This window comes from Hymenobacter latericoloratus (assembly GCF_014199535.1).
GTDB lineage: Bacteria > Bacteroidota > Bacteroidia > Cytophagales > Hymenobacteraceae > Hymenobacter > Hymenobacter latericoloratus.
In genome coordinates this window covers 172,932-187,093 of sequence record NZ_JACHNV010000003.1, presented here as the reverse complement: position 1 = coordinate 187,093, position 14,162 = coordinate 172,932, and the positions used below count along the sequence as shown (strand labels likewise).

At 62.0% G+C, this 14,162-nt stretch carries 10 protein-coding genes; 9 read left to right on the top strand and 1 reads right to left on the bottom strand.

Annotation, left to right across the window (positions count from 1 at the left end; translation table 11 throughout):
* Nucleotides 1–2: 2 nt before the first annotated feature.
* The 9 genes from GGU46_RS11250 to GGU46_RS11210 all read left to right on the top strand — a co-directional run bounded on the left by GGU46_RS11250 (nucleotide 3) and on the right by GGU46_RS11210 (nucleotide 11,420).
* On the top strand, nucleotides 3–893 hold the full coding sequence (locus GGU46_RS11250; protein WP_183403645.1) for a hydroxypyruvate isomerase family protein: 891 nt from the start codon (nucleotides 3–5) through the stop codon (nucleotides 891–893).
* Nucleotides 894–1,039: 146 nt separating this feature from the next.
* Complete coding sequence (locus GGU46_RS11245) at nucleotides 1,040–1,813, top strand: 3-keto-disaccharide hydrolase (RefSeq protein ID WP_183403644.1); 774 nt, start codon at nucleotides 1,040–1,042, stop codon at nucleotides 1,811–1,813.
* A gap of 440 nt (nucleotides 1,814–2,253) precedes the next feature.
* Nucleotides 2,254–2,757: a cupin domain-containing protein gene (locus GGU46_RS11240; RefSeq protein ID WP_183403643.1), complete on the top strand. Its 504-nt coding sequence runs from the start codon at nucleotides 2,254–2,256 to the stop codon at nucleotides 2,755–2,757.
* A 167-nt stretch (nucleotides 2,758–2,924) separates the two neighbouring features.
* Nucleotides 2,925–3,920, top strand: coding sequence for an aldo/keto reductase (locus tag GGU46_RS11235; protein ID WP_183403642.1), 996 nt, complete (start codon nucleotides 2,925–2,927; stop codon nucleotides 3,918–3,920).
* Nucleotides 3,921–4,013: 93 nt separating this feature from the next.
* Nucleotides 4,014–4,931, top strand: coding sequence for a helix-turn-helix domain-containing protein (locus GGU46_RS11230; protein ID WP_183403641.1), 918 nt, complete (start codon nucleotides 4,014–4,016; stop codon nucleotides 4,929–4,931).
* A gap of 129 nt (nucleotides 4,932–5,060) precedes the next feature.
* Nucleotides 5,061–6,455, top strand: a complete 1,395-nt coding sequence (locus GGU46_RS11225; protein ID WP_183403640.1) for a DEAD/DEAH box helicase — start codon at nucleotides 5,061–5,063, stop codon at nucleotides 6,453–6,455.
* 489 nt (nucleotides 6,456–6,944) lie between these two features.
* Entirely contained in the window at nucleotides 6,945–8,378 is a 1,434-nt protein-coding gene (locus GGU46_RS11220; RefSeq protein ID WP_183403639.1) for a glycoside hydrolase family 30 protein, read from the top strand.
* A gap of 32 nt (nucleotides 8,379–8,410) precedes the next feature.
* On the top strand, nucleotides 8,411–9,880 hold the full coding sequence (locus GGU46_RS11215; protein WP_183403638.1) for a glycoside hydrolase family 30 protein: 1,470 nt from the start codon (nucleotides 8,411–8,413) through the stop codon (nucleotides 9,878–9,880).
* A gap of 76 nt (nucleotides 9,881–9,956) precedes the next feature.
* A complete protein-coding gene (locus GGU46_RS11210) occupies nucleotides 9,957–11,420 on the top strand; it encodes a glycoside hydrolase family 30 protein (protein WP_183403637.1) in 1,464 nt (487 codons plus the stop codon).
* A gap of 270 nt (nucleotides 11,421–11,690) precedes the next feature.
* On the opposite strand, the gene GGU46_RS11205 is transcribed toward GGU46_RS11210, so the two are convergent.
* Nucleotides 11,691–13,919: a glycoside hydrolase family 97 protein gene (locus GGU46_RS11205; protein WP_246398996.1), complete on the bottom strand. Its 2,229-nt coding sequence runs from the start codon at nucleotides 13,917–13,919 to the stop codon at nucleotides 11,691–11,693.
* Nucleotides 13,920–14,162 lie beyond the last annotated feature (243 nt).

Below are 14,162 nucleotides of genomic sequence, written 5' to 3'. Positions count from 1 at the left end.
CTATGGCTACCTGGAACCGTCGGGCTGCGTTGCAGGGCCTGCTCACCAGCGCCGCCACCGTGGGTGCGCTGGGGCTGGCAAGCGCCTGCTCACCGGCTGAAGAGAAACAAAGCACCGAAGCAATGGGGCTGAAAGACAACCTGAAACAGGCCGTGTGCCGCTGGTGCTTTCAGGATGTGCCCCTGGAAAAGCTCTGCGCGGCTGCCAAGGAAATGGGCCTGCGGGGCATCGACCTGGTAGGACCCAAAGACTGGCCTACGCTTCAACGGCACGGGCTGGAGTCGTCGATGTGCAATGGGGCCGAAATCAACCTGACCGACGGCTTCAACGACCCGCGCTTTCATGCCCAGCTGCAGAAGCAGTACGCCGCGATGATTCCGCAAGTGGCCCAGGCCGGCTACCGCAACCTGATTTGCTTTAGCGGCAGCCGGCGGGGTCTTTCGGATGCGGCGGGGCTGGAAAACTGCGCCCGGGGCCTGGAGCCCCTGCTAAAGCTGGCCGCCCAACACAAGGTGGTGCTGGTGATGGAGCTGCTCAACAGCAAAATCGACCACAAAGACTACCAGTGCGACCGGACCAGCTGGGGCGTGGCCCTGGCCAAAAAAATGGGTTCCGAGAACTTCAAGCTGCTCTACGACATCTACCACATGCAAATCAATGAGGGCGACGTTATCCGGACCCTCACCGAGTACCACCCCTACATTGCCCACTACCACACGGCCGGCGTGCCCGGTCGCCACGAAATCGGGGATGCGCAGGAGCTGAACTACCCGGCCATTATGCGCGCCATTAAAGCCACCGGCTTTCAGGGGTACGTGGCCCAGGAATTTATGCCCCAGCAAACCGATAAATTGGCTTCCCTGCGCCAGGCCGTGCAGCTCTGCGACGTATAAGCGCACAAAGCTTGGGCCCGACTACCTGCCTTTGCCGGGCGCCCTACCCCTCAGGCGGAAGCAAACCCCAAGCGAATCAGTCCAAACTTCACCAAAATCCGCGCAGTCCGATTAATCCATTTAATCCGCGATTCTCTCTGCTTACCATGAAGGTTGCCGTACTCGTTTCCGCATCACTGCTCAGCTTTTCCCTGATGGCCCAGGCCCAGCAAACCGGCAAACCCGAAGACACCGAAGTATGGGAACCCGCCCCGAAAACGGTAACGGCCAGCCCCAACCTGGCCCCCCCGCCCTCCGACGCGGTGGTGCTCTTCAATGGCCAGAACCTGAGCCAGTGGGTAAGCACCGATAACCGCGCCGCGCCGGCTAAGTGGCAGGTGGCGGGCGGCCTGCTGACCGTGGACAAAAAGGCCGGCAACATCGAAACCCGGCAGGTCTTCACCAATTACCAGCTGCACCTGGAGTGGCGCATCCCAACGGGCATGCGGGAAACGGGGCAGAGCCGGGGCAACAGCGGCGTGTTTCTGGCCTCCATCGGCAAAGGCGACCTGGGCTACGAGCTGCAGATTCTGGACTCCTACCAGAACAAAACCTATGTAAATGGTATGGCGGGCAGCATTTACAAGCAGCACATTCCGCTGGCCAACCCGGCCCGCAAGCCCGGCGAGTGGCAGTCCTACGACGTGCTCTGGACCGCCCCCGTGTTCAAGGCCGATGGCTCTCTGCAAACGCCGGCCCGCGTGACAGTGTGGTTTAATGGGGTGGTAGTGCAAAACAACACCGTGCTGGCCGGCCCCACCCAGTACATTGGCAAGCCCAGCTACCAGCAGGCCCACGGCCCCTCGCCCATCAAGCTGCAGGCCCACGGCGACCCTAGCGCCCCCATTAGCTTCCGCAACATCTGGGTGCGTAAGCTATAGGCTGCCTGCCGGCTGCCACCCTACCCCCTTCGGTCTTGCCAACCCAGCGCAAGCAAATAGTCGATGCTGCCGGATATCTGCTTGCGCTGGGCTGAACTGTCTGCCGGCTGACGCGGCAATGGGCATTGCAGGGCAGCTTACGGCTTGAGTATTCTCTTCGTTTGCTTTATTCAAGACAATTTAATCTTGTCAAAAGCAACATATTTCGCCAGCTGTTTTTGAAACGCTCTTATCTTGAGTGCCAAATTCAGCTTTCGGCGCTACGGCCAAGGCGCAGGCTTCGTCTTCTTGAGGGAATTACAGGTTCTTTTCTAGCTTTCCGGCCTCAACCGGGTCCTGGTAGCTTGTAGTGCTTTGCTGGGCTCGTTGCCGGTATGAGCGAGTTTGAGACGGGTTTCCCCGGCCTTGCCAGGTTTATTTTTGACTTGTTTTCCCTGCCTATGCGTTCAGAATCGACCAAACCAGAGATATTTCAGCAAGTTGAGCAGCAGCTCCGGCAGCAGGGCTTCGGCATTGAGCGCCAGGACCAGACGCGGCCCTGGGGCGGCTTCTTCGTGATTGACGAAAACCAGGCCCAGCCGTTCGCTGACACCTATTTCGATGGTCTTTCGGTGGATAGCCTGCGCATCGCGGGCAAGCTGAGCCCCAAGGTGCTGCTGGTAGCGCCGCACCAGCGCCTTTCGTGGCAGTACCACCACCGCCGCGCCGAAATCTGGCGCGTGGTGAGCGGCACCGTGGGCATCATCACCAGCCCTACCGACGAGGAAGGCAAACTGAAAACGTACAGCCCCGGCGAGCAGATTACCCTGCAGCAGGGCGAGCGGCACCGCCTCATCGGCCTCGACGGCTGGGGCACCGTAGCCGAAATCTGGCAGCACACCAACGCCGATGAGCCTTCCGACGAGGACGACATCGTGCGCGTGCAGGACGACTTCGGCCGCTAACTGGCTGCTGCCCTACCCACCAAGGCCGCCTACCCTCGCCGGGTAGTCGGCCTTTTTTGTGCGGCGTTTTGTGTTGCAGAAGCCTCGGTTTGTATAGCTCCTACCCCTGGTGGCGGCCAGACCTTTGTGCAGTAATCTATTCACCATCTTACTACACAAACTTGAGTATGAGCACCATCAAACAAGTAGCCTTGGGCAGCCAGGGCCTGCACGTATCGGTAGAGGGGCTGGGCTGCATGGGCATGACAGCCGGCGTAAACGGCATGAGCGTGTACGGCGAGGCCGACGAAGCCGAAAGCCTGGCTACCCTTGACCGGGCCCTGGAGCTGGGCGTGACCCTGCTGGACACGGCCGACCTCTACGGCCCCATGCTGAACGAGCGGCTGGTGGGCCGGGCCATTGCCGGCCGGCGCCAGCAGTTCACCCTGGCCACCAAATTCGGCTTTGAAGTAGACGACCAGGAAAACTGGACCGGCGGCTACAACGGCCAGCCCGCCTACGTGCGCAAATCCATTGAACGCTCCCTGCGCAACCTGGGCACCGACTACGTGGACCTGTACTACCTGCACCGCGTGGACCCCAACGTGCCCATTGAGGAAACTGTGGGGGCCATGAGCCGGCTGGTAGAGGAAGGCAAGGTGCGCTACCTGGGCCTCTCGGAGGTATCGGTGGAGGTGTTGCGCCGGGGCCACGCCGTGCACCCCATCACGGCCCTGCAAACCGAGTATTCGCTCTTCGACCGGCACGTAGAGGAAGAAGGTATTCTGCAGGCCACCCAGGAAATGGGCATTGGCTTCGTGGCCTACTCGCCCCTGGGGCGGGGGTTTCTGTCGGGCGAAATCAAAACCCCGGACGACCTGGAGCCCAACGACTCGCGCCGCATTTTCCCGCGCTACCAAGGCGAAAACTTCTACAAGAACGTTGCCCTGGTCGAGAAACTGCAGGCCCTGGCCCAGGCCAAAGGCGTGACAACCGCCCAGCTGGCCCTGGCCTGGGTGCTCATGCAGGGGGTAGTAGCCATTCCGGGCACCAAGCGCCGCAAGTACCTGGAGCAGAACGTAGCGGCGGCTAGCCTTACCCTATCGGCCCAGGAGCTAGCTGAACTTGATGCCATCATGCCGGTTGGTAGTGCCGTGGGGGCCGCCTACCCCGCCGGGCTGTAAGCCAGTGCCTACCCCGGCCGACAGCGGAAAACCGCGCAGGCTTTCCACTGTCGGCCGGGGTAGGAATAGCGCCTCCTTTACGCTGACTTTCCCATGAAACATCCCGCCAAAGAATTTCAGGTCCTCAACACCGTAACGGACTATGCCCGCTTCTACGGGCTACCGGCGCCGGCCCACCCCCTGCTTACCGTCATCGACCTGGACTATGCCCGCTGCCTGCCGCGGGTAGCTACGCCCGTAGTGCAGCAGCTCTACACCGTGGCCCTGAAGCGCGGCCTGAAGGGCGGCACCATCTACTACGGCCGGCAGTCGTACGACTTCCGGGAGGGCGTGCTGTTCTTTTTAGGGCCGGGGCAGGTATTTGCGGCCGATGAAACCCTGGACGTTTCGCAGATTGAAGGGCTGATGCTGGTCTTTCACCCCGACTTGCTGCTGAAGCATCCGCTGGGGAAGAAAATTGGCAGCTTCGGCTTTTTCTCCTACCAGGCCAACGAGGCCCTGCACCTCTCGGCTAAAGAAGAAGACTTGCTGAAAAACCTGCTGCAGGGCATTCGGGCCGAGTACGAGTTGCCGATTGATGCCTTTAGCCAGGATGTGCTGGTAGCCCAGCTCGACGTGCTGCTGAGCTACGCCAACCGCTTCTACCACCGCCAGTTCCTGACGCGCCGCACGGCCGGGCACGACCTGCTCACCCGCTTCGAGGCGCTGCTGACCGGGTATTTTGCCCGGGAAGCCGAGCAGCCCCTGCCCTCGGTGCAGTATTTTGCTGACAGCCTGCACGTGTCGCCGGCCTACCTCAGCGACATGCTGCGCAGCCTCACCGGCCAGAATACCCAGCAGCACATTCATCACCACCTGATTGAGAAAGCCAAGCGCCTGCTGCTCACTACCTCCCTCTCCATCAACGAAACCGCCTTTCAGCTGGGCTTCGAGTACCCGCAGTACTTCACCCGCCTGTTCAAAAGCAAAACCGGCCAAACGCCCGCCGCCTTCCGGTTTTCGGCCCAGTAATCTTCCTCTATTCTACCCTGGGGGCTTTGGCGCCTGAAGGGGGGTAGGGCGGCACGGGCCGGGCGGGAAGTCAACGGCTCCGGTTTCCAGCCCAAATCCGGCTACCTTTGCAGGACGAACAACCCGCTTATGACTTCGACTACCCCCTCCTTCGCCGACCTGGGCCTCACCCCTGAGCTGCTGCAAGCCCTGGAAGAACTGCAATTCCAGGCGCCTACCCCCGTGCAGGAGCAGGTAGTGCCCATGGCCCTGGCCGGGCAGGACGTGGCCGGACAGGCCCCCACGGGCTCGGGTAAAACGGCCGCCTATGGCCTCTCGGTGCTGCAGCTGCTGGATCTGAAGCTGGATGCCGTGCAGGTAATTGTGCTGGTGCCCGCCCGCGAGCTGGCCCTGCAGGTGCGCGACGCCCTCAAAAAGCTGGGCAAGTTCATGCCCAACCTGCGGGTAGCAGCCTTCTACGGCGGCCACGCCTTCCGCGAAGAAACCGCCTCCCTGACCCAGGCCCCGCACATTGTGGTAGCCACGCCGGGCCGCCTGCTCGACCACTTCGAGCGCCGCAGCATCATTCCCAACCAGCTGAAAACCCTGATTCTGGATGAGGCCGACAAGCTGCTGGAGCTGGGCTTTCAGGATGAGCTGGTGGAAATTGTGAAACGCCTCCCGCGCCGCCGCCAGACCCTGCTGTTCTCGGCCACCATGTCGGACAAAGTAGTAGAGCTGATCCGCAAGAACCTGACCCGCCCCCGCGTGGTAAACGCGGGCGAGGACACCGATGAGCTGCCCGAAAACCTGACCCTGCTGGGCCACGTGGGCACCGTGGAAAAGAAGCCCGCCGCCCTGCTCCACCTGCTGCACCAGCCCGAAACCGGCCGGGCCCTGGTGTTCTGCAACACCCGCGAGCGGTGCATGGAGCTGACGCGCTTCTTGGTGGGCCGGGGGGTAGCGGCCGAGGTGCTGCACGGCAAAATGCCCCAGCCCGAGCGCGACAAAGCCCTGCTGAAGCTGCGCAACGGCTCCAGCCAGGTGCTGGTAGCCACCGACGTAGCCGCCCGCGGCATCGACGTAACCCAGCTCGATACGGTGGTGCAGTACGACGCCCCCGACAAGGCCGATGCTTTCCAGCACCGGGCCGGCCGCACGGCCCGCGCCGGCGCCGAGGGCACCGCCCACCTGCTGGTAACCGACAAAGAACAGGCCCACGTGAAGAAGTGGCCGGTGGCGGCGTCCATTCAGTGGAAAGCCATGCACGCCCCCAAGCTGCCCCCAGCCGCCTCCAAGGCCCCGCGCCCCGAAAACGTAACCCTGCACGTTTCGGCGGGTAAGAAGGACAAGGTTAGCGCCCACGATTTGGTGGGGGCCTTTGTGAACGTAGGGAGGGTAGCCCGCGAGGAAGTGGGCCGCATTGAGGTGTTTGACTACTACAGCTACGTGGCCGTGCCGCGCCAGCAGGCCAAGGAAGTGGCCGAGCGCTTGGCCGGAGCCAAAGTGAAAGGCAAAAAGGTGCGGGTATCGGTGGTCGAGTAGCCCCTGCCTCAGCACCTCTTCTCTCAGATTGCCCACCGGGGCCGCAGCTGTTGCTGCGGCCCCGGTTTGTTTTTGCTCTGGTGGTGCCGGCCCACGAGGATGAAATCAGGGTTGCTGCTTGGAAACGGCCGCCAAAAAGTACCCCCGACTTTATTGTTTCTTATCCGGCGAGGCTGGGCTGCCTGTACCTTCTTTCAGGCCTCAACCCACCAAAAAAGCCTGCCGGGGGCGTGTGCGGTAAGCGTATAAAGCAACCGCTAAGCGGTGGAAACACAGTTTTCAAGGCTTGTATTCTCCACTGGAAGGCCAATATATTTGGCTGATGCCGCTTCTGTGCGGTGCGGCGAGCTGCCAGTTTCCTGCCCGGCGGCTTGGGCTCCACCATATGCCCGCTCCCTACCCCCGTGCATCTTCCCAACGCCTTGGCCACCCTACGGACCAAACTATCCGGTAGCCTGGCATCTGTCCTTCCTCTCCCTGTTGCCCCGCATGTTTACCCTTCCTTACGCCGCCCGCTCTCTGGCTTTCCTGCTTGCGCTGGGGGTAGGCGCCGGCTGCCAACGCCCGATCCAAACGGGCGCCACTCCCGCGAAAGGCACCGCCGCCTTCTGGCTGACCAATCCCGACAAATCGGTGCTGTTTCAGCCCCAAACGGCCTTGCGCTGGAACTTGGCGGCTCCGGCGGCCGGCACACCTGTGATTGAAATCGACGAAAAGCAGACCTTCCAGACCATGGATGGGTTTGGGTACTGCCTGACGGGCGGCAGCGCCGAGCCGCTGCATGCCATGAGCCCGGAGGCGCGCCGGGCTATTCTGCGGGAGCTGTTTGCTACGGATGGAAACAACATCGGGGTCAGCTACCTGCGCCTGAGTATTGGCGCCTCCGACCTGGACGCCCGCGTGTTCAGCTACGACGACCTGCCCGCCGGGCAGACCGACCCCACCCTGGCCCGCTTCAGCCTGGCCCCCGACCAGCAGCACCTGCTTCCGGTACTGAAGGAAATTCTGGCCATTAATCCCAGCCTCAAGCTGCTGGGTTCGCCCTGGTCGCCGCCCACCTGGATGAAAACCAACGGGGACTCCAAAGGCGGCTCTCTGAAGCCGGAGTTCTACGACGCCTACGCCCGCTACTTCGTGAAATACATTCAGGGCATGCAGGCGGAGGGCGTCCGGATTGATGCCATTACGGTGCAGAACGAGCCCCTGCACCCCGGCAACAACCCCAGTCTGCTCATGCTGCCCGAGCAGCAGGCCGAATTTGTGAAGCGCCACCTGGGACCCGCGTTCCGGCAGGAGAAAATCGACACGAAAATCATCGTGTACGACCACAACGCCGACCGGCCCGACTACCCCCTGAGCATTCTGCAGGACCCCGAGGCCCGGCAGTACGTCGATGGCTCGGCCTTTCACCTCTACGCCGGCCCCGTTGAGGCCCTGAGCCAGGTGCACGACGCCCACCCCGACAAGCACGTGTACTTCACGGAGCAGTGGGTGGGCTCGAAAAGCAAGTTTGAGGACAACTTTCCCTGGCACATCCGCACCCTGATGATTGGGGCCACCCGCAACTGGGCCCGCACCGTGCTGGAGTGGAACCTGGCCGCCGACCCGCAGCAGAACCCGCACACGCCCGGCGGCTGCACCGAGTGCCGCGGAGCCCTCACCCTGGACGGCAACACCGTCCGGCGCGAAGATGCCTACTACATCATTGCCCACGCCAGCAAATTTGTGCGCCCCGGCTCGGTGCGCATTGCCTCCACTGCCTCCGAGACCCTGCCCAACGTGGCCTTCAAAACCCCGACCGGGCAGCGGGTAGTGCTGGTGCAGAACAACACGCCAGCGTCCCGGGCTTTCAGCCTACGCCACCAGGGCAAAACCCTTACGACTACGCTCAACCCAGGCGCGGCGGGCACCTATGTATGGTAGGCAGCCCGGTGGCTCCGTCACTTTGTTATTGTATGCAGCTACTCACGCGCGTTTACCCGGGCGCTGCCGCGGCCCTGCTGGGTGGTGCCCTGCTTCTGGGGGGCTGCGGCGGCAACGCCGGCTCCGACCCTACCCCCCAGCCCCCCACGGCACCGCCCCCACCTACTACGGCCGGGCCCTCGCAGGTGGCGCTGTGGCTTACCACGCCGGATAAAACGGCCCTGTTCAGCAAGCAGGCAGTAACCCTGAACTTCAAGGCCGGCACGGGCAGCAACCCCACCATTGACGTGGACACTACCCGCACCTACCAGACCATAGACGGCTTCGGCTACTCCCTGACGGGGGGCAGTGCCCAGCTGCTCAACCAGATGAGCGCCCCCAACCGCGCCGCCCTGCTGAAAGAGCTGTTTGCCACCGATGAAGGCCACATCGGGACCAGCTACCTGCGCCTGAGCATCGGGGCTTCGGATTTGGATGAGCGCCCCTTCACCTACAACGACCTGCCCACCGGGCAGACCGACCCCACCCTGGCCCGCTTCAGCCTGGCCCCCGACCGGCAGCACCTGCTTCCGGTGCTCAAGGAAATTCTGGCTATCAATCCCAGCCTTAAGCTGCTGGGCTCGCCCTGGACGGCCCCGCCCTGGATGAAAACCAACGGCAGCTACATTGGCGGCTCGCTGCGGCCCGAGTACTATGCTGTCTACGCCCAGTATTTTGTGCAGTACCTGCGGGGCATGCAGGCCGAGGGCATCCGGCTGGATGCCATTACGCTGCAGAACGAGCCCCTGCACGGGGGCAACAACCCCAGCATGCTGATGACGGCCGCCGAGCAGGCCACCTTCATCCGCGACCATGTGGGGCCGGCGCTGCGGGCGGCGGGCCTGAGTACCAAAATCATTCTCTACGACCACAACCTCGACCGGCCCGACTACCCCCTGAGCATTCTGCTGGACCCTGAGGCCCGGCAGTACGTCGATGGCTCGGCCTTTCACCTTTACGGGGGGTCTATTTCGACCATGAGCCAGGTGCATAATGCCTACCCCGACAAGCACGTGTATTTCACGGAGCAGTGGACCGGCGGCCCCGGCAACTTCGCCGCCGACCTGAGCTGGCACCTGGACAACCTCATCATCGGGGCTACCCGCAACTGGAGCCGCAACGTGCTGGAGTGGAACCTGGCCGCCGACCAGAACTACGGCCCGCACACCACTGGTGGGTGCAGTACCTGCCTGGGCGCCCTCACCATCAGCGGCAACGCCGTCACGCGCAACTCGGCCTACTACACGGTGGCCCACGCGGCCAAGTTCGCGCGGCCGGGCTCGGTGCGCATTGCCACCAACCTGCCCGGCACCCTGCCGAATGTGGCCTTCAAAACTCCTTCCGGCCAGAAAGTGCTCATCGTGCTTAACACGGGCGCTTCCCAAACGTTCGACATCCGGTACCGCGGCCAGGTAGTTACTACCCGGCTCGACGGGGGAGCCGTCGGGACGTACGTCTGGTAAGGGCCGGCCGCGCCGGGGGGGCAGCTCAAACCGGCCGCGCCCGCGTGGTTCTCACTTGCACATCTCCGCTTCCTATATGCAAAAAACTGTTGTAGCCGTGCTGCTGGCCTCTGGGTTGAGTACGGCAGCTTTCGCCCAGAAATCCGCCCCCTCACCCAAAGCCTACTCCGCGGCCGGCCGCCAGGTGCAGGTGTACACCACCGCCAACCAAACCGACCTGCGCCTTTCGGCCACCGACAAACTTAGCTTCCAGGAGGTGGGTCAGCCCCTGGAAACCCAGCCCACGGTGTTCGTGGACCCTACCCATACGTTCCAGACCATGGTGGGCATAGGCGCGGCTCTCACCGACGCCTCAGCCGAAACGTTTGCCAGGCTGCCCAAGGCCCGGCAGCAAGAGTTTCTGCAGGCTTACTTCAGCCCCAGCCAGGGCATTGGCTACACCCTGGGCCGCACCAACATCAACAGCTGCGACTTCTCCAGCGACACGTACACCTACGTGCAGGACGGCGACAAGGAGCTGAAAACCTTCGACTTGAAGCACGATGAGCAGTACAAGATGCCGTTCATTAAGCAGGCCACGGCCGCGGCGGGCGGCAAGCTCACGTTCTACGTGAGCCCCTGGAGCCCGCCGGCCTGGATGAAGGACACCAAAAACATGCTGCAGGGCGGCAAGCTGCTGCCCGAGTTCCGCCAGAGCTGGGCCAACTACTACGTGAAGTTCATCAAGGCCTACGAGAAGGCCGGCATCCCCATCTGGGGTCTCACGGTGCAGAACGAGCCCATGGCCAAGCAGCGGTGGGAGTCGTGCATTTTCACAGCTGAGGAGGAGCGCGACTTCGTGAAAAACTACCTGGGCCCTACCCTGCACAAAAGCGGCCTCCAGGACAAGAAGCTCATCGGCTGGGACCACAACCGCGACCTGGCGTTTCAGCGGGCCGCTACCCTCTTCGATGACCCCGAAGCCAGCAAGTACTTCTGGGGCCTGGGCTACCACTGGTACGAAACCTGGACCGGCAGCGCCATGCAGTTCGACAACCTGCGCCGCGTACACGAAACCTACCCCGACAAGCACCTCATCTTCACGGAAGGCTGCGTGGAGAACTTCCAGCTGGGCAACGTGCAGGACTGGAAGCTGGGCGAGCGGTACGGCAACTCGATGATCAACGACTTCAACGCCGGCACCGTGGCCTGGACCGACTGGAACATCCTGCTCGATGAAACCGGCGGGCCTAACCACGTGGGCAACTTCTGCTACGCCCCCGTCATCGGCGACACCCGCAGCGGGCAGCTGATTTATACCAACGCCTACTACTACATTGGCCATTTCAGCAAGTTTGTGCGGCCCGGCGCCCGGCGCATCGCCACCGCCTCCAGCCGCGACGTGCTGCAAACCACGGCCTTCCTGAACACCGATGGCAAGGTAGCCGTGGTGGTCATGAACCAAACCGATAAGGAGCAGCCCTTTCAGCTCTGGATCAAGGGCCAGGCCGCCCAGGCCACTAGCCGCCCCCGCTCCATCATGACCCTATTGGTGAACTAAGCTGCTTAACTGCTCAAGTAATTAGAACGTCATGCTGAGCGCAGTCGAAGCATCTCTACCTCTGGCTAACTCCTTGTATGGGAACGAAGCGGTACAGATGCTTCGCCTCCGGCTCTGCATGACAAACGGCTTGTGGCTAACTTCCCTGACTATCTGGTTTACTACCCCAAGCTGTTACATCTATACACCAAGTCAAACTGAAAAGGCCCGGCTGAAATCCATGGATTCCAGCCGGGCCTTTTCTTACTCAATCTACTTGTTAGCAAAGAGTTACTTTGCCTCCATCAGGCTGATAGCGTAGCCGCCGCCGGGGGCGCAGTACTGGCTCAGCTTGGTTTTGCTAGTGACGTTCTGCTTGCGGATCTGGTAGGCTTGGGGGTTTTTCTCGTAGTGGGCATCCTTCTTATCGGCGTAGATGGTGGCCACGTACTTTTTGCCGGGCTCCAGGAAGCTCAGGTCGATTTTCGAGGTGCGGCCCCGCTCGTCGCAGGTGCTCCCGACAAACCAGTTGGGGCTGCCCTTGGCTTTGCGGGCGTAGGTGATGTAGTCGCCGGGCTCGGCTTCCAGCACGCGGGTGTCGTCCCAGTCCACGGCTACGTCCTTGATGAACTGGAAGGCGTCGAGGTGCTGGTTGTAGTGCTCAATCATGTCGGCCGCCATCTGCAGGGGGCTGTACATGGTCACGTACAGGGCCAGCTGCCGGGCCAGGGTGCTGTGCACAAAGGAGTTGTTCTGCGGGTTGAAGGTGCTGATGCGCGTCTGGAAGATGCCGGGCGTGTAGTCCATGGGGCCGCCAATGAGGCGGGTGAAGGGCAGAATGGTGGTGTGGTCGGCGTTGTTGCCCCCGAACGACTCGTACTCGGTGCCGCGGGCGGCCTCGTTACCGATCAGGTTGGGGTAGGTGCGCGAAAGGCCGGTGGGGCGCACGGCTTCGTGGCCGTTCACCATGATGTTATACTTGGCCGCCTTTTCCAGCACGTAGTTGTAGTGGTTGATCATCCACTGGTCGTAGTGCTTGTGGCCCAGGGGCACGATGTCGCCCACGTAGCCGGTTTTCACGGCGTTGTAGCCGTACTTGTTCATGAACTGGAAAGCCGTGTCGAGGTGGCGCTCATAGTTGCGCACCGAGCCCGACGTTTCGTGGTGCATGATAAGCTTCATGTTTTTGCTGGCAGCGTAGCGGCTCAGCTCCTGCACGTCGAAGTCGGGGTAGGGCGTCACGAAGTCGAACACGTAGTCTTTGTGCTTGCCGAACCAATCTTCCCAGCCGGTATTCCAGCCTTCCACCAGCACGCCATCCAGCCCGTGCTTGGCCGCAAAGTCAATGTACTCCTTTACGTGGGCCGTGTTGGCGGCGTGGGTGCCGTTGGGCTTCACCTTGCGGTAGTCGATGGAATCGAGCTTGATGTTGTCTTGGTTGGTGTACGACCACGTGCTCTTGCCCGTAATCATCTCCCACCACACGCCCACGTACTTCACGGGCTTAATCCAGGAAACGTCCTTGAACTTGGTGGGCTCGTTGAGGTTCAGCACCAGCTTGGAGAGCAGAATGTCGCCGGCTTTGTCGCTCACGATTACCGTGCGCCAGGGCGAGTTGGCTGGCGTTTGGAGCAGGCCTTTGTCCCCTACCGCGTCGGGCGTGAGGTGGCTTTCCAGCACCATGTTCTTGTCGTCCAGCTCCAGGTGCATGGCCGAGTAATCAATCAGGGCCGCCTCGTGGATGTTGATGTAGAGGCCATCTTGGCTCTTGAGCATCAGGGGCGTTTGCACGCCGGTGGGCGAAAACGGGGTTTGAGAGGCGTTGGGGGTAGTAGCCGCCTTCATCAGCCCGCGCACCTCCGAGAGCCTGGAGGTAACGGTGCTGTACTCCTGCGTGTCGTAGTCGCCGGGCAGCCAGAAGGCTTTGTGGTCGCCGGCCAGGGCAAACTGCGTGCGCTCCTCTTTAATAGTGAAGTAGTCGAGGCCTTTCTGCTGGGGAAACTCGTAGCGGAAGCCCAGACCATCATCAAACACCCGGAAACGCACCCGCATTACGCGGTTGGTTTGCGCCTGGGTGAGGGTCACGGCCAGCTCGTTGTAGTGGTTGCGGATGTTCTTGCTTTCGCCCCACACCGGCTGCCAGGTTTCGTCGAAGGTCCGGCGCTCGGCGCTGGTTTGGGTGAAGCCGCTAGTTAGGGCGGTGGTGTTTTTCAGGTCGAGGCCCAGGCGGCTGGTTTTCAGCACGGGCCGGCCTTTGTAGGTGAGACTATAGGTAGGCACGCCGCCCTCCTGCACGTTCACGCTGAGCGTAAACTGCTTGTTCGGCGACTGAATATCCTCGGCCTCCGCCGCGCCTCCCAGTAGCAGCAGGCCACAAAGCAGCAGCGCGCCACGGCGGAAGCGGCGGAGGGTTGAAGGCAAGGCGGGGGGTAGTACCTGAGCCTGAGGCTGCTCCCCGAGGGAAGCCGGCCGGCTAATGCGGTCAATCAGCATGGTGGGAAGGAAAAGAGAGTTCGGCATGTCTTGCCGGGCAAGAAAGCTCGGGGAAGATACGCAGCAGCAAGTTGCAGCTCCTGCGGGCAATCTGCTACGTCGGGGTTGCCAGCTTTCCGTGCGCTATTGACTAAATGACAGTTAGTCGGTCCATCGTAAGCATCAACCTGATTCCAGGCCATGTGGATAGCAAAGAAAACCGGTCATTCCTCGCGGGGCTCGGAATGACGTTCTGTTGGGGGCTGTTTACGCCACACGGTTCACTCAGCC

Excerpts from the sequence above, each read along its gene's own strand:
- GGU46_RS11250 (WP_183403645.1), top strand. The coding sequence starts at position 3 with ATGGCTACCTGGAACCGTCGGGCTGCGTTGCAGGGCCTGCTCACCAGC.
- GGU46_RS11245 (WP_183403644.1), top strand. The coding sequence starts at position 1,040 with ATGAAGGTTGCCGTACTCGTTTCCGCATCACTGCTCAGCTTTTCCCTG.
- GGU46_RS11240 (WP_183403643.1), top strand. The coding sequence starts at position 2,254 with ATGCGTTCAGAATCGACCAAACCAGAGATATTTCAGCAAGTTGAGCAG.
- GGU46_RS11235 (WP_183403642.1), top strand. The coding sequence starts at position 2,925 with ATGAGCACCATCAAACAAGTAGCCTTGGGCAGCCAGGGCCTGCACGTA.
- GGU46_RS11230 (WP_183403641.1), top strand. The coding sequence starts at position 4,014 with ATGAAACATCCCGCCAAAGAATTTCAGGTCCTCAACACCGTAACGGAC.
- GGU46_RS11225 (WP_183403640.1), top strand. The coding sequence starts at position 5,061 with ATGACTTCGACTACCCCCTCCTTCGCCGACCTGGGCCTCACCCCTGAG.
- GGU46_RS11220 (WP_183403639.1), top strand. The coding sequence starts at position 6,945 with ATGTTTACCCTTCCTTACGCCGCCCGCTCTCTGGCTTTCCTGCTTGCG.
- GGU46_RS11215 (WP_183403638.1), top strand. The coding sequence starts at position 8,411 with ATGCAGCTACTCACGCGCGTTTACCCGGGCGCTGCCGCGGCCCTGCTG.
- GGU46_RS11210 (WP_183403637.1), top strand. The coding sequence starts at position 9,957 with ATGCAAAAAACTGTTGTAGCCGTGCTGCTGGCCTCTGGGTTGAGTACG.
- GGU46_RS11205 (WP_246398996.1), bottom strand. The coding sequence starts at position 13,919 with ATGCCGAACTCTCTTTTCCTTCCCACCATGCTGATTGACCGCATTAGC.